We start from the raw sequence: 18796 nt of genomic DNA on the forward strand, positions 1-18796 counted from the left end.
CTGCGCCTCGATGGCGGCGGCGAAGGCATGCTCGGCCTCGCCCTGCTCGGCGCACTGCTGCGGCGTGATGCCGGTGAGCAGGCTGGCCTCGGGGTCGGGCAGCGCATCCAGCGGCGGCTGGCAATACAGCATCACCGGCGCGTCGATCTCGTTCAGATCCGCGTCGGTGCGCACGCCGGCGAACTGCGCCGGCCGGTCGCGCCGCGGCACGCGGCCGAAGGTCTCGTAGTCGTGCCAGAAGAAGCTGAACTCGCCGCTCGGATCGCTCATGCCGGCACGATAACCGAGCGGCGCGGGTTCACTTCTTCGCAGCCTTGGGCTTGGCGGCGCCGCCCTGCGTGAGCGCGTCGGACATGCCGATCAGCACGCCGCTGACCAGCGCCGCGTAGCTCTCGGCCAGGGTCTGCGCCGCCTTCAGCCCGGCGGCGCGGCTGTCGCGCATCGCGGTGTGCATCTGCTGCACGAACTGCTCGGCCGTGGTGGCCGCCTTGGCGCCGGACAGGGTACCGCCGGCCTGCATCTTCTCGAGCACCGGCGCCCATTGCGAGGCCACCTGCGTGCCGGCGGCGTCGGCCGCCTTCTTCAGCGCGCCGATGAAGCTGTCTTCCATCGCCTCCAGGTCGGACAGCGCTTTCTTCAGGTGCTTCTCGCGCAGGTCGGCGCCCTGGCTGACGAGTTGCTGCAGCGCCACGCGGTTGGCGTCCACCGCCTTGAGCAGCGCCGCATCCATGCCGGCCACGGCCTGATCGAGCAGCGCCTCCACGTCCACGCCCGGCAGCTTGTTCTGCGCCGCACCGGCCGAGGCGGCCTGGGCCACGGTCTTGAGCACCGAGCGGATGTTCTTCAGGCTCAGTTCGCGGCCCTGCAGCGCCGCCAGCGTGGCCTGCTGCACGCCCTTGCGGACCTGCTCGCTGCCGCTGGCACTGGCCGTGGCGAACATCTCGATGATCTTGTCCTGGTCGATGCCGGACTTCAGCATGGCACGTCTCCTCAGCGTGGGTGAATGGGGTGCGGCGATGCTGTCACCAAACGCTGCGCTGCGCCAGGGGTCGCGGCGTCGTTGTTGGGTATGCTCGGGGCCCCCTGTCACCCGCCGCCTCCGGAGATCCGTTCCATGACCCGCGTCTACAACTTCAGCGCCGGCCCCGCCGCCCTGCCGGAGCCGGTGCTGCGCCAGGCCGCCGAGGAGATGCTCGACTGGCAGGGCTCGGGCATGTCGGTGATGGAGATGAGCCACCGCGGCCGCGAGTTCATGAGCATCCACGCGGAGGCGATGCACCTGCTGCGCGAGCTGCTGGCGGTGCCGTCGAACTACCGGATCCTGTTCATGCAGGGCGGCGCGATCGCCGAGAACGCCATCGTGCCGATGAACCTGCTGCGCGGCTTCACCGGCGCCGACTACATCGACACCGGCGAGTGGTCGAAGCGCTCGATCGAGGAAGCCGGCAAGTACTGCACGGTCAACGTGGCGGCGAGCAGCCGCGACAGCGGCTACACCCGCATCCCGCCGCGCGAGGACTGGCAGCTCGACCCGAATGCCGCCTACGTGCACATCTGCGCCAACGAGACCATCGGCGGCGTGGAGTACCACTTCACGCCCGACGTGGGCGACGTGCCGCTGGTGGCCGACGTCTCCAGCAACATCCTCTCGCGCCCGCTCGACGTGGCGAAGTACGGCCTGATCTACGGCGGCGCGCAGAAGAACATCGGCCCCGCGGGGCTGACCATCGTCATCGTGCGCGAAGACCTGCTCGGCCGCTCGCTGCCGATCACGCCCTCGGCCTTCGACTACGGCCAGCAGGCGGCGGCGGATTCCATGCTCAACACCCCGCCCACCTACGCGATCTACATCGCCGGGCTGGTGTTCAAGTGGATCCAGGCGCAGGGCGGCCTGGCGGCGATGGAAGCGCACAACCGCGCCAAGGCGGCGCTGCTGTACGACTACCTCGACAGCCAGGACTTCTACAGCGCTCCGGTGGCCAGGGACTGCCGCTCGCTGATGAACGTGCCGTTCCGGCTGCGCGACGCGACGCTGGATGGCAAGTTCCTGGAAGGCGCGCAGGCGCGCGGGCTGGTGCAGCTCAAGGGCCACCGGGTGGTGGGCGGTATGCGCGCCTCGATCTACAACGCCATGCCGCTGGAAGGCGTGCAGGCGCTGGTGGCCTACATGCGCGAGTTCGCGGCGAAGAACGGTTGATGCCCGCGTGGGCATGTCGCCCGCGGTAGCAAGGGCGCGCGATTGGCGCTAGCGTTGCGGGCATCCCTCACCCGCACGCTCCGCACCATGGCCGCCCATCCTTTCGCCTCGTCGATCCAGACCTTCCGCACCGCCTCCGGCAAGGAAGGCCGCTACTTCTCCCTGCCCGCGCTGGCGAAGAAGCATCCGGCGATCCACAGGCTGCCGGTCTCGATCCGCATCGTGCTGGAGTCGGTGCTGCGCAACTGTGATGGCCGCAAGGTCGGTGCCGAGCACGTGGCGCAGCTGGCCAACTGGAAGCCCAACGCAGAGCGCTCCGACGAGATCCCGTTCGTGGTCGCCCGCGTGGTGCTGCAGGACTTCACCGGCGTGCCGCTGCTGGCCGACCTGGCGGCGATGCGCAACGTGGCCGCCGCGATGGGCCGCAACCCCAAGACCATCGAGCCGCTGGTGCCGGTGGACCTCGTCGTCGACCACTCGGTGATGGTCGATCACTACGGCACCAAGGACGCGCTCGACCTCAACATGAAGCTCGAGTTCCAGCGCAACCGAGAGCGCTACGAGTTCATGAAGTGGGGCATGCAGGCCTTCGACACCTTCGGCGTCGTGCCGCCCGGATTCGGCATCGTGCACCAGGTCAACCTCGAGTACCTGGCGCGTGGCGTGCACCGCCGCGCCGACGGCGTGTGCTATCCGGACACGCTGGTGGGCACCGACAGCCACACGACGATGATCAACGGCATCGGCGTGGTCGGCTGGGGCGTGGGCGGCATCGAGGCCGAGGCCGGCATGCTCGGCCAGCCGGTGTATTTCCTCACGCCCGACGTGGTGGGCTTCGAGCTGACCGGCCAGCTGCGCGAGGGCGTGACCGCCACCGACCTGGTGCTCACCGTCACCGAGATGCTCCGCAAGCACAAGGTGGTGGGCAAGTTCGTCGAGTTCTTCGGCGAGGGCACGCGCACGCTCGCCCTGCCCGACCGCGCGACCATCGCCAACATGGCGCCGGAGTACGGCGCCACCATGGGCTTCTTCCCGGTCGACGAGCGCACGGTCGAATACTTCCGTGGCACCGGCCGCCGCAAGAGCGAGATCGAGGCCTTCGAGGCCTACTTCCGCGCGCAGGGCCTGTTCGGCGTGCCGAAGGCGGGCGACATCGACTACAGCTCGGTGGTGACGCTCGACCTCGGCAGCGTGGCCCCCAGCCTGGCGGGCCCCAAGCGTCCGCAGGACCGCATCGAGATCGGCCAGGTGAAAGCCAGCTTCGGCCAGCTGTTCAGCGCACCCGCTGCCGCCAACGGTTTCAACCAGCCTGCCGACAGGCTCGACAAGCCCGTCACCACGGGCAGCGGCATCGAGCTGCACAACGGCGATGTGCTGATCGCTGCCATCACCTCCTGCACCAACACCAGCAACCCCGGCGTGCTGCTGGCCGCCGGGCTGCTGGCCAAGAAGGCGGTGAAGGCGGGGCTGACGGTGAAGCCGCACGTGAAGACCTCGCTCGCGCCGGGCTCGCGCATCGTCACCGAGTACCTCGAGAAGGCCGGCCTGCTGAAGTATCTCGAGAAGCTGGGCTTCTACCTCGCCGGCTACGGCTGCACCACCTGCATCGGCAATGCCGGCGACCTGGCGCCCGAGATCAACGAGGCGATCGCCGGAAACGACCTGGTGTGCGCCGCCGTGCTCTCGGGCAACCGCAACTTCGAGGCACGCATCCACCCGAACCTGAAGGCCAACTTCCTCGCCAGCCCGCCGCTGGTGGTGGCCTACGCGATCGCCGGCACGGTGCGGCGCGACCTGATGACCGAGCCGGTCGGCACCGGCAAGAATGGCCGGCCGGTCTACCTCGGCGACATCTGGCCGACGAGCGACGAGATCCACGCGCTGATGAAGCACGCGATGGACGGCAAGGCCTTCAAGGCCAACTACGAGAAGGTACGCAGCAAGCCCGGCAAGCTGTGGAACCGCATCGAGGGCACGAGCGGGCAGGTGTACGACTGGCCGGCCTCGACCTACATCGCCAGGCCGCCCTTCTTCGACGGCTTCGCGCCGGAGCCGGCCGCGGTCGCCTCGAAGATCGAAGGCGCGCGCATCATGGCCCTGTTCGGCGACTCGATCACCACCGACCACATCTCGCCGGCCGGCTCGATCAAGGAGAGCTCGCCCGCCGGTCAGTGGCTGAAGGCCCACGGCGTGGCCAAGGCCGACTTCAACAGCTACGGCTCGCGGCGCGGCAACCACGAGGTGATGGTGCGCGGCACCTTCGCCAACGTGCGCATCAAGAACCTGATGATCCCGCCGGGCCCGGACGGCTCACGCGAGGAAGGCGGCGTGACGCTGCACCAGCCTTCCGGCCAGAAGCTGGCGATCTACGACGCCGCGATGAAGTACATGGCCGAGGGCACGCCGACGGTGATCTTCGGCGGCGAGGAATACGGCACCGGCTCCAGCCGCGACTGGGCGGCCAAGGGCACGCAGTTGCTGGGCATCAAGGCGGTGGTGGCGAAGAGCTTCGAGCGCATCCACCGCAGCAACCTGGTCGGCATGGGCGTGCTGCCGCTGCAGTTCAAGCCGGGCGACTCGTGGGAGAGCCTGGGCCTGAGGGGCAACGAGGCGATCGACATCGACCTGGGCGGCGAGATCCGCCCGCAGGCGGATGCCTCGATGACGATCCGGCGCGCCGACGGCAGCACGAAGCGCGTGACGCTCACGCTGCGCATCGATACGCCGATCGAGGTGGACTACTACCGGCACGGCGGGATCCTGCCGTACGTGCTGAGGCAGCTGATCGCCTGATCTACCAGCTCGCCTCGCGCTCCGGCGTGGCGCCGATGCGGTGGATGGACAGGTCGGCGCCTTCGTACTCCTCTTCCGGCGTGAGGCGCAGCGAGGTCACCGCCCGGATCGCGCCGTAGACCAGCAGGCCACCGGCAAAGGCCCAGATCACGCCCAGCAGCGTGCCGACGAACTGCGACAGGAAGCCCACACCGCCCCGCCCGCCCAGCGCGGTCTGGCCGAAGATGCCGCAGGCGATGCCGCCCCAGGCGCCGCACAGGCCGTGCAGCGGCCACACGCCGAGCACGTCGTCGATCTTCCAGCGGTTCTGCGTCAGCGTGAACAGCAGCACGAAGATCGCCCCGGCCACGCCGCCCACCACCAGCGCGCCGGCCGGGTGCATCACGTCGGAGCCGGCGCACACCGCCACCAGCCCGGCCAGCGGGCCGTTGTAGGCGAAGCCCGGGTCGTTGCGGCCCATCAGCACCGCCACCAGCGTGCCGCCGACCATCGCCATCAGCGAGTTCACCGCCACCAGGCCGGAGATCTTGTCGATGGTCTGCGCGCTCATCACGTTGAAGCCGAACCAGCCCACCGCCAGGATCCAGGCGCCCAGCGCCAGGAAGGGAATGCTCGACGGCGGGTGCGCGCTCATGCCGCCGTCCTTGCGGTAGCGGTTGGCGCGCGGCCCGAGCAGCAGCACCGCGGCCAGGCCGATCCAGCCGCCCACCGCGTGCACGACGACGCTGCCGGCGAAGTCGTGGAAGGCCACGCCGGTGGTCGATTCCACGAAGCCCTGCACGCCGAAGCGGCCGCCCCAGATCGCGCCTTCGAACAGCGGGTAGATCACGCCGACGATCACCGCAGTGGCGAACAGCTGCGGGCCGAAGCGCGCCCGCTCGGCGATGCCGCCGGAAACGATGGCCGGGATCGCTGCCGCGAAGGTCAGCAGGAAGAAGAACTTCACCAGCTCGTAGCCGTTCTTGGCCGCCAGCGTCTCGGCGCCGCTGAAGAAGGCGACGCCGTAGGCGAACGTGTAGCCGACGAAGAAGTAGGCGATGGTGGAGACGGCGAAGTCGACCAGGATCTTGACCAGCGCATTGACCTGGTTCTTCTTGCGCACCGTGCCGAGCTCGAGGAAGGCGAAGCCGGCGTGCATGGCCAGCACCATGATGGCGCCCAGCAGAATGAACAGGGCGTCGGTGCCCTGCTTGACCTGATCCATCGGAAGCCCCCTCTCGTGCGTTGTTGTCGTGCGCGGCGCACCAGGACAGCAATTCGCGTGCCTTGTTTGGTGCAATCAGAATGCACCAGACCGGTGATAGCGCCGACGCAGATGCCGCTCATTGGTGCGCACACGCACGAAGGCCGTGCGCGACCGCCTCGCCGTATGCTTGCCGCCCATGGCCGAACCGTTCAAGAACCTCATCAACCGCGAGGGCGTGGTCGCCATGCGCAGCCACCTCGGGCGCGCCTGGCCGGCCTTCGACGGCGCACGCTTCGAGGCGCTGGCCGTCGACGGGCTGGAAACTCTGGAGCTGAAGGCCCGTGCGCAGCACCTGTGCGCTGCACTGGAGGCCACGCTGCCGGCCGATTTCGACAGCGCGGCACGCGTCATCGAGGCCAGCCTGCTGCCGGTGCGCGGCGACGAGGAACTCGGCGAGATGCGCACGGGCGACGCCGGCCTGGCCGGCTGGCCGCTGTGGCCGATGACCGAATTCGTGGCGCGCCGCGGCCTGGATTCACCCGAGCGTGCGCTGCGCTGCCTGCACGCGCTGACCCAGCGCTTCACCGCGGAGTGGGCGGTGCGGCCCTTCATCGTGGCGCACCCGGAACTCGCGTTCCAGACCCTGGCGCGCTGGACGAGGGACGCGAGCCCGCACGTGCGCCGCCTGGCCAGCGAAGGCAGCCGCCCGCGCCTGCCCTGGGGGCTGCAGCTCAAGGGGCTGATCGCCGACCCGTCGCCGACGCTGCCGCTGCTCGAGGCCCTGCTCGACGACCCGAGCGAGTACGTGCGCCGCAGCGTGGCCAACCACCTGAACGACATCGCCAAGGACCACCCGGCGCTCGTCGTCGAGTGGGTGGTGCGGCACCTGCCCGGCGCCTCGGCCGAGCGGCGCGCGCTGCTCAGGCACGCCAGCCGCACGCTCATCAAGAAGGGCGATGCACGCATGCTGAAAGCCTGGGGCCTGGGCCGGCGCTACTCCGGCGCGGCGGCGCTGGCGATCACGCCGAAGCGGCTGCGCGTGGGCGACAGCCTCACGCTGACGCTCGAACTGCACTCCGGCGCGAAGCGCGCCCAGCCGCTGGTGATCGACTACGCCGTGCATCACGTCAAGGCCAATGGCGAGCGCACGCCCAAGGTGTTCAAGGGCTGGACCTTCACACTGGCGCCGTGCGAATCACGCACGCTGACGAAGCAGCACTCGATGCGCGAGGTGACGACGCGGCGCTACCACGCCGGCCGCCATGCGCTGGACCTGCGCATCAACGGCGAGGTCGTGGCCGAGGCGGAGTTCGACCTGAAGCTCTGACTAGCGGAACAGCGCCGCCCAGTCGTCGGCATCGAAACCGACGCTCAGCACGTCGCCGCGCACCAGCACTGGCCGGCGGATCACGCTCGGCTGCGCCAGCATCAGCGCGATGGCGCTGCCGGCATCGGTGACCTGCGCCTGCCGCGCCGGATCGAGCTTGCGCCAGGTGGAGCCCTTGCGGTTGAGCAACGCCTCCCAGCCGAGCGCCTTCACCCAGCCGCTCAGCTCGGCCTCGGGCACACCCTGCTTCTTGTAGTCGTGGAAGGCGACCTCGACACCGCGCCCGGCCAGCCAGGCGCGGGCCTTCTTGACGGTGTCGCAGTTCGGGATGCCGTAGACGATGGTGCGGTTCATCGGTGGCGCAGGATTCCGACATGGGGAACGTCCACGTCGTCGCACAGCGGATCGGGGCCGAAGCCGGTGTCCTGCACGACGCCGTCCTGCCCGAGGCCGACCTGGAACCACTGGCAGAACGGGCTCGAGTAGCGGTAGTTCCACACCGTCTGGTTCTGCCAGCCGACGAAGCCGACCTTGGACGGGCGCCCGATGATGCGAAGCACTTCGTCGCGCGTCATGCCGGCCTTGATGGTGGCGAAGGTGGCCTCGTGGAGCACCTGCGTGGCCTTGAGAAGCGCGCCGGCGGCATCGACGTCGAGCATCCAGGTCTCGCGGCCGTAGGGCCCGCGGGCATATTCGAGCCGCGTGGCGCCGCCGGGCATCGTGTAGCGGCCGGTGGGCTCGCCGAGCTGCGCGCGGATCGCCTCGGCGCTGGCGCCGGTGGGGAGTTTCGTCGGGCTGCTCATGTTGACGCAGCCGGCCAGCAGCAGGGCCGACAGCACGAGGGCAGGCATACGCATCATGGGGCGGACGATAGCGGAACTCCCGTCGTGCGGAGCGGGGCCGCTGCCTAGAATCCCTGCCCATGTCCTCACTACCCTCCTATGCCCAGGACCTGGGCGACGGCATCTTCGCCATCGACACCGGCTTCCATCGCCCGGTGTTCGACGCCGCCTACCTGATCGTCGAGAACGGCCGCGCGGCCTTCGTCGACACCGGCACCAACTTCGCCGTGCCGCGCCTGCTGGCCACGCTGGAAGCGCTCGGCCTGGCGCGCGAGGCCGTCGACCACGTGATCCCGACGCATGTGCACCTCGACCACGCCGGCGGCGTGGGCCTGCTGATGAGCCATCTGGCGAAAGCGACGGCCATCGTGCATCCGCGCGGCGCGCGGCACATGATCGACCCCTCGGCATTGGTGGCCGGCGCCACCGCGGTGTACGGCGAGGCGGAGATGGCGCGCTCGTACGGGCAGATCGTCGGTGTGCCGGCCGAGCGCGTGAAGGAATCGGCCGACGGCATGACGCTCTCGCTGGCCGGCCGCGAGCTGCAGTTTCTCGACACGCCGGGCCACGCGCGCCACCACCACTGCGTCTGGGACACGCGCACGCGCGGCTTCTTCACCGGCGACACCTTCGGCCTGAGCTACCGCGAGTTCGACACCGAGCAGGGCCCGTGGCTGCTGCCGACCACCACGCCGGTGCAGTTCGAGCCCGACAAGCTGCGCGAATCGGTGCTGCGGCTGCTGTCGTACCGGCCCGAGTGCATGTACCTGACGCACTACAGCCGCGTGCGCGACGTGCAGCGCCTGGGCGAGAGCTTCCTCGCGCAGCTCGACCGGCTGGTGGCCATCGGCCGCGGCCTGAAGGGTGCGCCGGACCGCCACGCCGCGCTCAAGCGCGCGCTGCTGGCCGAGTACGTGGCGATCGTGAAGGCGCACGGCTGCCGCTTCAGCGAGACGGAAGTGGCGACGCTGCTGGACGTCGACATCGAGCTCAACGCCCAGGGCATGGGCATCTGGCTCGACAAGGAGGCGGCATGACGTCCTCCGGCGCAGTGAACTTCGGCCTGGCCGGCCGCGCGGCGCTGATCACCGGCGCGGCACAGGGCATCGGTGCGGCCTGCGCGCGGCGCCTCGCGGGCGACGGCATGGCGGTGGCGCTGTGGGACGTGGATGCCGCGCGTGGCGAGGCGCTCGCCGCCGAACTGCGCGGCAACGGCGCGAAGGCGCTGTTCGCACGCTGCGACGTGGCGAATAAGGCCGAGGTCGAGGCGGCGCTGGCGACAACGCTGCAGTCGCTCCCGCGCATCCACGGCCTGGTGAACAACGCCGGCATCTTCAAGGCCGCCGACTTCCTCGACATCACCGAGGCCGACTGGGACGAGGTGATCGGCGTCAACCTCAAGGGCGCTTTCCTGGTGGCGCAGGCGGTCGCGCGGCACATGGCCGCTTCCGGAGGTGGCAGCGTCGTCAACATGAGCTCGGTCAACGGCGTGATGGCCATCCCGAGCATCGCCAGCTACAACGTCAGCAAGGGCGGCGTGGACCAGCTCACCCGCGTGATGGCACTGGCCCTGGCCGACCGCGGCATCCGCGTCAATGCCGTGGCGCCGGGCACCATCGCCACCGAGCTGGCGAAGAACGCGGTGCTGGGCAGCGAGGAGGCCAAGGCGCGCATCATGAGCCGCACGCCGATGCGCCGCCTGGGCGAGCCGGAAGAGATCGCCGACGTGGTGGCCTTCCTGCTCAGCGATGCCTCGAGCTACCTGACCGGCGAGATCGTCTATGCCGACGGCGGCCGGCGTGTGCTCAACTACACGGTCTGATCGTTCCCACGGGAGGCCGCCATGGCCGAGACGATGACCCTGCAGGGCGGCTGCCTGTGCGGCCGCATCCGCTACGAGGTGAGCCTGGAGTCGGACGAGGGCTACTACTGCCACTGCCGCATGTGCCAGCTGGCCTTCGGCAACACGCGTGCGGCCTTCATCAACGTGCCACAGGCGGCGGTGCGCTGGCTCACCGAGCCGCCGAAGCTGTACGCCTCGTCGACGTTCGCGCGGCGCGGCTTCTGCCCGGATTGCGGCTCGCCGCTGTCGTTCGCGTATGTCGATTCGCAGAAAATGGATCTGTCGGTGGGAAGTCTCGACGATCCTTCGCGGATCCGGCCGACCTCGCACTTCGCGGTGGAGTCGCGGGTGGCGAACTGGCATGCCGAGGATGGGCTGCCAGGGCATCGGCTCGATGCCAGCGAGAAGCTGTCTGCCCGGTGGAAAGCTGCGTATGGCGAGGACGTGGTGCCTGGGGTGGAGGCGGTTCGTCGCGTTTGATCCGCGTGGGAGCGGCGCGGCAGGCGCGGCCCCGCGAGGGCTCATGCGGGGTCGGTCGGCTGCGCCGACTCCCCTGCGGTGCTCGTGCCAGGAGGCGCGTCGCCTAACTCGCTACGCTCACTCCGTTCGCTGCGCTCGGACAGAGGCGACGAGTCAGTCCACAAAGCGCGCTGCGCGCGCCGCCTCCCGGCACTGCGCTCCTCGGCGACCCCGAAATCGCCCCCACGGGGCCGCGCCTGCCGCGCTGAACCATTAGTGGCATGCAGTCTGGTGGATTGCCACGGTTGACGCGGCCTCAGGCAGCGGCCACGCGAGGCGCCACCACCTTCTCCCGAATCGGCAGATGCAGCAAGGCTGCGCCGACAGCCAGCACCACATCCGCGTACCACATCCAGTCGTAATTGCCACTCGCCTCGAACGCCTTGCCCCCCAGCCAAGCGCCGAGAAAGCCGCCGATCTGGTGCGAGACCATCACGATGCCGAACAGCGTGGCCATGTTCGCCGACCCGAAGAACTTGGCCACCAGGCCGGCGGTGGGCGGCACGGTGGAGAGAAACGTCAGGCCCATCACCGCGGCGAACACCAGCATCACCGCGGTGGTCTTGGGCGCGAGCAGGAACACCAGCACGGCCACGGCACGCGTCGCGTAGACCAGCGACAGCAGCGACTTCATCCGCCAGCGGCTCACCGCCCAGCCCATCGCCACGCTGCCGACGATGTTGAACAGGCCGATCACCGCCAGCGACCAGGCGCCCACCTCCGGCGGCAGCCCGCAGGAGGCCACCACGCCGGGCAGGTGGGTGGCGAGGAAGGCAACGTGGAAGCCGCACACGAAGAAGCCTGCCGCCAGCAGCCGGTAGCTCGGGTCGGCCAGCGCACGTGACACCGCCTCGCGGGTCGTTTCCTTCTTCACGGGGGCCGCGCCGGGCACCGGGGCGTTCGAGTGCCCGCGCAGCACCCAGGCCGCCGGCAGCGCCAGCAGTGTCAGCGCCGCCAGGGTCTGCAGCGAGGCCACCCAGCCGGCTGCCGCGGTGATGCCCCCCGCGATCGGCGCGAACACGAACTGCCCGAAGCTGCCGCCGGCGTTGACGATGCCGCTGGCCAGGCCGCGCTTCTCGGCCGGCACGAGGCGCGTGGTGGCGGCCATCAGCACCGAGGGGCCGGCCATGCCGGCACCGCCGGCCGACAGCACGCCGATCGCGAAGATCAGCCCCGCGGTCGTCGTCATGTAGGGGATGAGCGCCGTGCCCAGCGCCACCAGCAGCACGCCGGCCAGCAGCACGCGTCCGGCGCCGATGCGGTCGGCCACCATGCCGGCGAAAGGCTGGGTGAGGCCCCACCACAGCTGCCCGAAGGCGAAGGCCAGGCTGATGCTCGCCAGGCCCAGCCCGGTGGAGGTGTTGATCGGCCCGAGGAACAGGCCCATCGACTGGCGTGCGCCCATGGTCAGTGCGAAGGTACCGGCCGCAGCCAGCAGCACCCAGGCCAGCGGCGGCAGCGTGCGGCGCACGGTGTCATTCATCGTCTGGATCTCCCTCTTCGAGCGCGGCCAGGCAGTCGTCGAGCAGCGCATGCAGCGCGGCCACGCGTTCGTTGCCCAGGCGTGCGTTCAGCGCCAGCTGGGCCTGCTTCCAGGCGCGCTGCGCCTCGGCGCGCTTGGCCCGTCCGACCTCGGTGGCCACCACCGAGCGGCTGCGCGCGTCGTCGCCCGGGCCCTGCTCCACCCACCCGGCGGCGACGAGCGGCTGCAGGTTGCGGGTGAGCGTGGAGGCATCGAGCCGCATGCGCGCAGCCAGCTCGCCCGGACGGATCGGCCCGAGCAGGACGATGTGCGACAGCAGCGAGTACTGCGAGTTCTTCAGGCCCGTGGGCGCGACGTAGGCGTCGTAGTGGCGCGTGACCACGCGGCTCAGCTCGCGCAGCTTGAGGTTGGTGCAGCCCTGAGGCTTGACGACTTCGGCCATGGCGATTATTGTAGCCACAACCTTTGCATATGCAAGCTAATCACGACTCGAAGGAACGACGATGAGCCACCCCCACGACACCGAAGCCACGCTTGCCCGCTGGCGAGAGGAAGACGCCGCGATGCGAGCAAAGCGCGGCGAGATCGGCGTCGCACGGCCCGAGCAGGTGGCGGGCCTGTCGGGCATGCAGGTCTTCGAGGCCATGATGGCCGGTCGCCTGCCGGCGCCGCCGATCGGCATCACGCTCGACTTCCTGCTCGTGCACGTCGAGCCCGGCGTCGCGGTGTTCCAGGGCAAGCCCGGCTTCGCGCACTACAACCCGCTGGGCACGGTGCACGGCGGCTGGTTCGCCACGCTGCTCGATTCGGCCGTGGGCTGCGCGGTGCACTCCAGCCTGCCGGCCGGCAAGGCCTACACCACGCTGGAGCTGAAGATCAACATCGTGCGCGCCCTCACCGACAAGGTGCCGCTGGTGCGCGCCGAGGGCCGCGTGGTGCACGGCGGCAACCAGGTGGCCACGGCCGAAGGCAAGCTGGTGGGGCCGGACGGCAAGCTGTACGCACACGCGTCCACGACCTGCCTCGTCTTCGATGCACGCCGGTAGCTGCTAGCGCGCGTCTCTCCACAGCGGGCTGAGGAACCACAGCCCGATCGCCGGCCCCACCGCCAGCCAGGGCAGCACCTGGGCGAGCGGCCATTGCGCCGCCATCGCCGCGAACAGCGTGATGGTGGCGGTGGACAGCGTGAAGCCGATCGCATTGACGAAGGTGAGCACACTGCCGACCATCGCGCGCGGCGCGTTGGCGGCGGTGAGTGCACTGAACTGCGGCGAATCGCCGGAAACGGTGGCGCCCCACCACAGCAGCCACGCGCCCCACAGCCACAGCGGCGCTTCGAGCAGCCACGGCGCGAGCAGGCCGCACAGCCCGCTGCTGGCGAGCTGGAACGCGGCCACGCGCGAACCGCCGACGCGGCGCACCAGCGCACCGCCGACGATGCAGGCCACGCCGCCCAGGCCGATCGTGGCGGCCACCCACCACGAGGCCGCCGCCCCGGCGAAGCGCGTGGCCACGATCGCCGGGATGAGCACGAAGAAGGCGTACAGCTCCCACATGTGGCCGAAGTAGCCGAAGGCCGAGGCGCGCACCTGGCGGTCGTTCCAGATCACCGTGAGCGCCTTGGGCGTGATGCGCGCGGCCGGCGCGAGGTGCGGCCCATCGGGCACGAAGACGGCCATCAGCACGCCGCCACCGGCGGCCACGGCCGCCACGGCGAGCATCACCGCCTGCCAGGACCACGAAGCGCCCAGCGCACGCAGCGCGAAGGGCAAGGCGCTGCCGAACACCAGCGCCCCGACCAGCACGCCGAGCGCCCAGCCCAGTCCCTGCGCGAACCAGCCTGAGGCGATCTTCATGCCCACCGGATAGATGCCGGCCAGCGCCACGCCAGTGAGGAAGCGCAGCACGAGCAGCATCGACAGTTCGGGCGGCAGCAGCGCCGTGGCCAGCGCCAGCGCGCCGGCGAGCAGCGAGCAGACAAGGAAGACCTTGCGCGGCGAGAAGCGGTCGGCGATGGACAGCAGCGCGAAGACGAAGGTGCCGGCGATGAAGCCGATCTGCACCGCCGCCGTGAGCCAGCCGATGGCCGCCGCGGGCAGCGCCACGTCGCGCTGCAGGTCGGCCATCACGGCATTGATGGCGAACCAGACCGAGGTGCCCGCGAACTGCGAGATCGCGATGACGGGCAGGATGCGCTTCGGGACGGTGGTCACTGCGCCTGCCTGCGGAACACGAGGCGATCGGCCGTGGACAGCGCCGGCACGTAGCCGTAGCCCTCGGCGTCGAACTCGCGCAGCGCCTCGGGCGTCTCGACGCGGTTCTGGATCGCGAAGCGCGCCATCATGCCGCGCGCCTTCTTGGCGAAGAAGCTCACGATCCGGTACTGGCCGCCCTGCCCTTCCTCGAACACGCATTCCACCACCCGCGCCTTCAGCGCCGGCCGCAGCGCGGCACGCGAGTATTCCTGCGAGGCGAGGTTGACGATCACCGGGGCGCGTTCGCCGCGCTGCCGCTGGTTGAGGTGGGCGGCGATCGTGTCGCCCCACCAGTCGTAGAGGTTGCGGCCACGCTCGGTGGCCACGGCCGTGCCCATCTCGAGGCGATAGGGCTGCAGCTTGTCGAGCGGGCGCAGCGCGCCGTACAGGCCAGAGAGGATGACCACGTGCGCCTGCGCCCAGGCGAGGTCGTCGAGGACCAGCGACTCGGCCTGCAGGCCTTCGTACACGTCGCCCGCGAAGGCGAGCACCGCCGGGCGGCTGTTCCTCGCGGTGTTGCGCTTCGACCAGGCCGCGTAGCGGGCCGCGTTGAGCGCGGCGAGTTCGTCGGAGAGGTCCATCAGCTTCGCCACCTGCAGCGGCGTCCTGGCCTTCATCACCTCGATCAGCGCGGCGGCTTCGGTCATGAACTTCGGCGCGGTGGCGAGCGCGGCCACCTCGGGCGGTACGGCGCTCTCGTAGTCGAGGCGCTTGGCGGGAGAAAGAAGAAACAGCATGGAGCGATTTTCAATGAAAGTCGCGACTCTTCGCGACCAAGCCAGCCAGCAGCGGGCTGTGGTCGATCAGCTTCATCGCCACCAGGTGCATCACCTCGCCCTCGCGCTGCCACTGGCCGTAGACGGTGAGCAGCCGCGTGCCGAGCAGCTCGCGCCGGTGCGCCTCGAAGACCTTGGGCCAGACGATCACGTTGACGGTGCCGGTCTCGTCCTCCAGCGTGACGAAGGTGGTGCCCTTGGCCGTCTCGGGGCGCTGCCGATGCGTGACCAGGCCGCTGGCACGCGCCAGCCGGCCGTGCGGATAGGTGCGCAGCACGCATGCCGGCTGCACCTTGAAAGCCGCGAGCTCCTCGCGCAGCAGGCCGATCGGGTGGTGCTGCAGCGACAGGCCGAGCGCCCGGTAATCGGCCAGCGTGTCTTCCACTGCCGAGGGTGCGGCGAGCTCGGCCTGCGCCGCCTCCTGCGTTCGTGTGGCGCGCAGCATGGGCGTGGCGCGCGTGTCGACGCCGGCCACTGCCCAGGCCGCCTGGTGGCGGTGGCCGGCCAAGCCGCGCAGCGCGTCGGCCTGCGCGAGGGCCTGCAGGTCGTTGGCATTCAGCGCGGCGCGGCGGGCCAGGTCTTCCACGCTGGCGAAGGCCCCGCCCTCGCGGCGCGCGGCGACGATGCGCTCGGCGGCCTCCAGCGCCAGGCCGCCGACGCGATCGAGCCCCAATCGCACCGGCAGCACTCGTTCGCCCACCGACCCTTCCAGCCCTTCGAGCACCGAGTTCACCTCGCTCGCATGCACGTCCACCGGCCGTACTTCGACGCCGTGCGCCCGTGCATCGCGCACCAGCTGCGCCGGGGCGTAGAAACCCAGCGGTTGGCTGTTCAGCAGCGCGGCGAGGAAGACATCGGGGTGATGCCGCTTGATCCAGCAGCTGACGTAGACCAGCAGCGCGAAGCCGGCGGCGTGGCTCTCGGGGAAGCCGTATTCGCCGAAGCCCTCGATCTGCCTGAAGATGCGCTCGGCGTACTCGCGCTCGTAGCCCTTCTCCACCATGCGGCCGACCAGCCGGTCGTGGAAGGGACCGAGCCCGCCCTTGCGCTTCCAGGCCGCCATCGCGCGGCGCAGCGCGTCGGCCTCGCCGGGGCTGAAGTCGGCGGCGATCATCGCGATCTGCATCACCTGCTCCTGGAAGATCGGCACGCCCTTGGTGCGCTGCAGCGCGGGGCGCAGCGCCTTGGGGTAGTCGATCTCCTCGTCGGAGAGGCCCCGGTTCTTCAGGTACGGGTGCACCATGCCGCCCTGGATGGGGCCGGGCCGCACGATCGCCACCTCGACCACCAGGTCGTAGTACGTGCGGGGCTGCAGGCGCGGCAGCATGCTCATCTGCGCGCGGCTCTCGATCTGGAAGACGCCCACGGTGTCGGCGGCGCAGATCATGTCGTAGGTGCGCGCGTCTTCCCTCGGCACATGCTGCACCTCGAAGGGCCGGCCGAGCTTGCGCGCGATGTCGGCCATCGAGCGGCGGATGGCGCTGAGCATGCCCAGCGCGAGGATGTCGACCTTGATGAGGCCGAGCTCGTCGAGGTCGTCCTTGTCCCACTGCACCACGCTGCGCCCGGGCATGGCGGCGTTCTCCACCGGCACCAGCTGTTCGATCTGGTCGCGCGCGATGACGAAGCCGCCGGGGTGCTGCGAGAGGTGGCGCGGGAAGCCGATCAGCTGCTGCGTCAGCTCCACCCACTGGCGCACGATGGGCGACTCGGGGTCGAAGCCGTTCTCGCGCAGGCGCTCGGCGCGGATGCTGCGGCCGTCGAACCACTGCTGTCCCTTGGCCACCGCATCGATGCGCTGCGGGTCGATGCCGAGCGCACGGCCGATGTCGCGCACCGCGCTGCGCGGCCGGTAGCTGATCACCACCGCGGTGAGCGCGGCGCGGTGGCGGCCGTACTTGCGGTAGATGTACTGGATGACCTCCTCGCGGCGCTGGTGCTCGAAGTCGATGTCGATGTCCGGCGGCTCGTTGCGCTCGGCGCTGATGAAGCGCTCGAACAGCAGCGTGGCCTCGCGCGGGCTGACCTCGGTGACGCCGAGGCAGTAGCACACCACCGAGTTGGCCGCGCTGCCGCGGCCCTGGCAGAGGATGCCCTGGGCGCGCGCCCACTGCACGATGTCGGCCACGGTGAGGAAGTAGGGCTCGTAGCCGAGCTGCGCGATCAGCGCCAGCTCGTGCTCGATGCGAGAGAGTGCGTCGGCGCGTGCGGCTGCAGCGCCCTCTTCCGCCAGCGGCCCCTCCAGCGGGAAGCGGCGCTCGACGCCCTGCATCACCAGCGTGCGCAACCAGGAAGCCGGGGTGTGGCCCTCGGGCACGATCTCGCGCGGGTATTCGTAGCGCAGCTCGGCCAGCGAGAAGCTGCAGCGCGCCGCGAAGGCGAGCGTGTTGTCGAGCCACTCGCGTTCGTACAGCGTGGCCAGCCGCGCGCGCGAACGCAGGTGCTGCTCGGCGTTGGGCGCGAGCGCGAGGCCGCACTCGGCCACCGGCCGGTTCAGCCGTGTGGCGACCAGCGCATCCTGCAGCGCCTTGCGCGATCGCACGTGCATCAGCACGTCGCCCGCGGCGACGATGGGCAATCCGGTGAGCTGCGCGATCTTCTTCACCATCGCGCGCAGCGCCTCGTCGCCGGGGCGGTGCAGCAACTCCAGCGCGAGGCCGGCGCGGTCGGTGCCGAACCAGGTCTTGAGCCACATCGCCTGGGCAAACACGGCCTCGAAGCCCTGTGACGCATCAGGCACCAGCAGTGCGAGGCAGCCCGGCAGGCCGGCGAGGAAGGGCGCGTTCGGCACGCGGCCTTCCAGGTCGGAGGGGTGCGCGAGGTACTCGCCCTTGGGCGCGCGGCGGCGCGCGACGGTGATCCAGTGCGAGAGGTTGCCGTAGCCGCGGCGCGTCTGCGCGAGCAGCACCAAGCGGGCGTGCGGTGCGGAGTCCTCCCCTGCCTTGGCAGCCGGCAGCGTGAGCCGCATCTGCGCGCCGACGATCAGGTGCAGGCCGCACTCGCGCGCCTCGACATGCGCGCGCACCACGCCGGCGAGCGAGCATTCGTCGGTGATCGCGAGCGCGGCGTAGCCGAGCCGGTGCGCGCGGCGCACCAGCTCGTCGGGCTGCGAGGCGCCGCTCAGGAAGCTGAAGCAGCTGCGGCAGTGGAGCTCGGCGTAGCCCGGCAGGCTGCGGGCGCGGCCGGCCGATACAGCGGCAGGGCGTTGGGTGTCGGCAGATAACACGGTGGTTCGCTCTCGCGGGCGTGGCGGCCCGGGCGCAGGGGCATGGCGTGGGTGGCGTACGTGGGCGGCACGGGGGGCGACACCGCCGCGAGCTGGTCGAGCGGGCTGAGCACCGCGCCGCCGCCGAGCTTGAGCACGTGGGTGTAGATCATCGTGGTGCTCACGTCGGCATGGCCGAGCAGCTCCTGCACGGTGCGGATGTCGTAGCCCGACTGCAGCAGGGGGGTGGCGAAGGAGTGGCGCAGCGTGTGCGGCGTGGCCGGCTTGGCGATGCCGGCTTCGTCGAGCGCGCGCTTGAAGGCGCGCTGGAAGCTCTGGTCGTAGAGGTGGTGGCGGCGCCGCGGCGGTG

At 70.3% G+C, this 18796-nt stretch carries 18 protein-coding genes; 7 read left to right on the forward strand and 11 right to left on the reverse strand.

Going from position 1 to position 18796, the window contains the following annotated elements:
* A partial coding sequence (locus AB7U92_RS05375; RefSeq protein ID WP_428575154.1) for an exonuclease domain-containing protein occupies window positions 1-270 on the reverse strand: 270 nt, incomplete at its 3' end.
* 28 nt (window positions 271-298) lie between these two features.
* On the reverse strand, window positions 299-979 hold the full coding sequence (locus AB7U92_RS05380; protein ID WP_428575155.1) for a DUF6781 family protein: 681 nt from the start codon (window positions 977-979) through the stop codon (window positions 299-301).
* A 135-nt stretch (window positions 980-1114) separates the two neighbouring features.
* Here AB7U92_RS05380 and serC point away from each other — a divergent pair, with 135 nt between their 5' ends.
* Window positions 1115-2197, forward strand: coding sequence for a 3-phosphoserine/phosphohydroxythreonine transaminase (serC, locus tag AB7U92_RS05385; protein ID WP_428575156.1), 1083 nt, complete (start codon window positions 1115-1117; stop codon window positions 2195-2197).
* Window positions 2198-2284: 87 nt separating this feature from the next.
* Window positions 2285-4990, forward strand: a complete 2706-nt coding sequence (gene acnA, locus AB7U92_RS05390; RefSeq protein WP_428575157.1) for an aconitate hydratase AcnA — start codon at window positions 2285-2287, stop codon at window positions 4988-4990.
* Between the two features lies 1 nt (window position 4991).
* Here the strand turns inward: acnA and AB7U92_RS05395 are convergent, their stop codons facing one another.
* Window positions 4992-6194, reverse strand: coding sequence for an ammonium transporter (locus tag AB7U92_RS05395; protein ID WP_428575158.1), 1203 nt, complete (start codon window positions 6192-6194; stop codon window positions 4992-4994).
* Between the two features lie 178 nt (window positions 6195-6372).
* Here AB7U92_RS05395 and AB7U92_RS05400 point away from each other — a divergent pair, with 178 nt between their 5' ends.
* On the forward strand, window positions 6373-7503 hold the full coding sequence (locus AB7U92_RS05400) for a DNA alkylation repair protein (protein ID WP_428575159.1): 1131 nt from the start codon (window positions 6373-6375) through the stop codon (window positions 7501-7503).
* Here AB7U92_RS05400 and AB7U92_RS05405 read toward each other — a convergent pair whose 3' ends face one another.
* Together AB7U92_RS05405 and AB7U92_RS05410 are read right to left on the reverse strand one after the other, a co-directional pair.
* On the reverse strand, window positions 7504-7857 hold the full coding sequence (locus AB7U92_RS05405; protein WP_428575160.1) for an ArsC family reductase: 354 nt from the start codon (window positions 7855-7857) through the stop codon (window positions 7504-7506).
* The gene (locus AB7U92_RS05410; RefSeq protein ID WP_428575161.1) at window positions 7854-8363 is read right to left on the reverse strand and encodes a hypothetical protein; all 510 of its coding nucleotides are present in this window, start codon (window positions 8361-8363) and stop codon (window positions 7854-7856) included. The genes AB7U92_RS05405 and AB7U92_RS05410 overlap by 4 nt, the downstream gene beginning before the upstream one ends.
* Before the next feature lie 62 nt (window positions 8364-8425).
* On the opposite strand from AB7U92_RS05410, the gene AB7U92_RS05415 reads away from it, so the two are divergent.
* The 3 genes from AB7U92_RS05415 to AB7U92_RS05425 are packed head-to-tail and all read left to right on the forward strand — an operon-like array spanning window position 8426 to window position 10668.
* Entirely contained in the window at window positions 8426-9382 is a 957-nt protein-coding gene (locus AB7U92_RS05415) for an MBL fold metallo-hydrolase (RefSeq protein ID WP_428575162.1), read from the forward strand.
* Window positions 9379-10167, forward strand: coding sequence for an SDR family NAD(P)-dependent oxidoreductase (locus AB7U92_RS05420; protein WP_428575163.1), 789 nt, complete (start codon window positions 9379-9381; stop codon window positions 10165-10167). The genes AB7U92_RS05415 and AB7U92_RS05420 overlap by 4 nt, the downstream gene beginning before the upstream one ends.
* Before the next feature lie 21 nt (window positions 10168-10188).
* The gene (locus AB7U92_RS05425; protein WP_428575164.1) at window positions 10189-10668 is read left to right on the forward strand and encodes a GFA family protein; all 480 of its coding nucleotides are present in this window, start codon (window positions 10189-10191) and stop codon (window positions 10666-10668) included.
* 295 nt (window positions 10669-10963) lie between these two features.
* On the opposite strand, the gene AB7U92_RS05430 is transcribed toward AB7U92_RS05425, so the two are convergent.
* Both AB7U92_RS05430 and AB7U92_RS05435 read right to left on the reverse strand, forming a co-directional pair.
* The gene (locus AB7U92_RS05430) at window positions 10964-12190 is read right to left on the reverse strand and encodes an MFS transporter (RefSeq protein WP_428575165.1); all 1227 of its coding nucleotides are present in this window, start codon (window positions 12188-12190) and stop codon (window positions 10964-10966) included.
* Window positions 12183-12632: a MarR family winged helix-turn-helix transcriptional regulator gene (locus AB7U92_RS05435; protein ID WP_428575166.1), complete on the reverse strand. Its 450-nt coding sequence runs from the start codon at window positions 12630-12632 to the stop codon at window positions 12183-12185. The genes AB7U92_RS05430 and AB7U92_RS05435 overlap by 8 nt, the downstream gene beginning before the upstream one ends.
* Window positions 12633-12693: 61 nt before the next feature.
* On the opposite strand from AB7U92_RS05435, the gene AB7U92_RS05440 reads away from it, so the two are divergent.
* Window positions 12694-13236 carry a PaaI family thioesterase gene (locus AB7U92_RS05440; protein ID WP_428575167.1) on the forward strand — a complete coding sequence of 181 codons (543 nt, stop codon included), beginning with the start codon at window positions 12694-12696 and terminating at the stop codon, window positions 13234-13236.
* Between the two features lie 3 nt (window positions 13237-13239).
* On the opposite strand, the gene AB7U92_RS05445 is transcribed toward AB7U92_RS05440, so the two are convergent.
* The 4 genes from AB7U92_RS05445 to AB7U92_RS05460 all read right to left on the reverse strand — a co-directional run.
* On the reverse strand, window positions 13240-14403 hold the full coding sequence (locus AB7U92_RS05445; RefSeq protein ID WP_428575168.1) for an MFS transporter: 1164 nt from the start codon (window positions 14401-14403) through the stop codon (window positions 13240-13242).
* Window positions 14400-15182 (reverse strand): peroxide stress protein YaaA, encoded by a 783-nt coding sequence (gene yaaA / locus AB7U92_RS05450; protein WP_428575169.1) that lies wholly within the window; start codon window positions 15180-15182, stop codon window positions 14400-14402. The genes AB7U92_RS05445 and yaaA overlap by 4 nt, the downstream gene beginning before the upstream one ends.
* A gap of 10 nt (window positions 15183-15192) precedes the next feature.
* Window positions 15193-18447: an error-prone DNA polymerase gene (locus AB7U92_RS05455; protein WP_428575170.1), complete on the reverse strand. Its 3255-nt coding sequence runs from the start codon at window positions 18445-18447 to the stop codon at window positions 15193-15195.
* The coding region (locus AB7U92_RS05460) for a tyrosine-type recombinase/integrase (RefSeq protein ID WP_428575171.1) at window positions 18342-18796 on the reverse strand (455 nt) is incomplete at its 5' end. The genes AB7U92_RS05455 and AB7U92_RS05460, both read right to left, overlap by 106 nt.

The sequence above is a fragment of the Piscinibacter sp. genome, from assembly GCF_050175855.1.
Lineage (GTDB): Bacteria > Pseudomonadota > Gammaproteobacteria > Burkholderiales > Burkholderiaceae_C > Piscinibacter.

Coding starts and splice junctions, on each gene's coding strand:
- AB7U92_RS05380 (WP_428575155.1), bottom strand. CDS start 979: ATGCTGAAGTCCGGCATCGACCAGGACAAGATCATCGAGATGTTCGCC.
- serC (WP_428575156.1), top strand. CDS start 1,115: ATGACCCGCGTCTACAACTTCAGCGCCGGCCCCGCCGCCCTGCCGGAG.
- acnA (WP_428575157.1), top strand. CDS start 2,285: ATGGCCGCCCATCCTTTCGCCTCGTCGATCCAGACCTTCCGCACCGCC.
- AB7U92_RS05395 (WP_428575158.1), bottom strand. CDS start 6,194: ATGGATCAGGTCAAGCAGGGCACCGACGCCCTGTTCATTCTGCTGGGC.
- AB7U92_RS05400 (WP_428575159.1), top strand. CDS start 6,373: ATGGCCGAACCGTTCAAGAACCTCATCAACCGCGAGGGCGTGGTCGCC.
- AB7U92_RS05405 (WP_428575160.1), bottom strand. CDS start 7,857: ATGAACCGCACCATCGTCTACGGCATCCCGAACTGCGACACCGTCAAG.
- AB7U92_RS05410 (WP_428575161.1), bottom strand. CDS start 8,363: ATGATGCGTATGCCTGCCCTCGTGCTGTCGGCCCTGCTGCTGGCCGGC.
- AB7U92_RS05415 (WP_428575162.1), top strand. CDS start 8,426: ATGTCCTCACTACCCTCCTATGCCCAGGACCTGGGCGACGGCATCTTC.
- AB7U92_RS05420 (WP_428575163.1), top strand. CDS start 9,379: ATGACGTCCTCCGGCGCAGTGAACTTCGGCCTGGCCGGCCGCGCGGCG.
- AB7U92_RS05425 (WP_428575164.1), top strand. CDS start 10,189: ATGGCCGAGACGATGACCCTGCAGGGCGGCTGCCTGTGCGGCCGCATC.
- AB7U92_RS05430 (WP_428575165.1), bottom strand. CDS start 12,190: ATGAATGACACCGTGCGCCGCACGCTGCCGCCGCTGGCCTGGGTGCTG.
- AB7U92_RS05435 (WP_428575166.1), bottom strand. CDS start 12,632: ATGGCCGAAGTCGTCAAGCCTCAGGGCTGCACCAACCTCAAGCTGCGC.
- AB7U92_RS05440 (WP_428575167.1), top strand. CDS start 12,694: ATGAGCCACCCCCACGACACCGAAGCCACGCTTGCCCGCTGGCGAGAG.
- yaaA (WP_428575169.1), bottom strand. CDS start 15,182: ATGCTGTTTCTTCTTTCTCCCGCCAAGCGCCTCGACTACGAGAGCGCC.